The sequence below is a fragment of the Exiguobacterium sp. s6 genome, assembly GCF_018618155.1.
Taxonomy (GTDB): Bacteria; Bacillota; Bacilli; order Exiguobacteriales; family Exiguobacteriaceae; genus Exiguobacterium; species Exiguobacterium mexicanum_A.
In genome coordinates this window covers 1-430 of sequence record NZ_JACSLN010000013.1, presented here as the reverse complement: position 1 = coordinate 430, position 430 = coordinate 1, and the positions used below count along the sequence as shown (strand labels likewise).

Below are 430 nucleotides of genomic sequence, written 5' to 3'. Positions count from 1 at the left end.
TTAATTTCACATATGGTCCGTGAGGACCGTGTGTCTTAGACGCTAGATCAAGGTAGAAAGGGCGTACGGTGGATGCCTTGGCACTAGGAGCCGATGAAGGACGCGACGAACAGCGAAATGCCCTGGGGAGTGGTAAGTACACATTGATCCAGGGGTATCCGAATGGGGGAACCCACCGCCGGGAGACTGGCGGGACACCCGTGTGAATACATAGCACGGCGTGAGGCAAACCCGGGGAACTGAAACATCTAAGTACCCGGAGGAAGAGAAAGAAAATTCGATTCCCTGAGTAGCGGCGAGCGAAACGGGAACAGCCCAAACCAGGAAGCATGCTTCCTGGGGTTGTAGGACACTCTATACGGAGTTACAAAGGGATAGGATAGGTGAACGACCTGGAAAGGTCGGCCAGAGAAGGTGACGGCCCTGTAGC

1 rRNA gene is annotated in these 430 nt (G+C 54.7%); it reads left to right on the top strand.

The annotated features are described in order from the left end of the window. Positions 1-45: 45 nt before the first annotated feature. Positions 46-430: ribosomal RNA gene (locus KNP75_RS15640) — 23S ribosomal RNA — on the top strand; the annotation flags it as partial.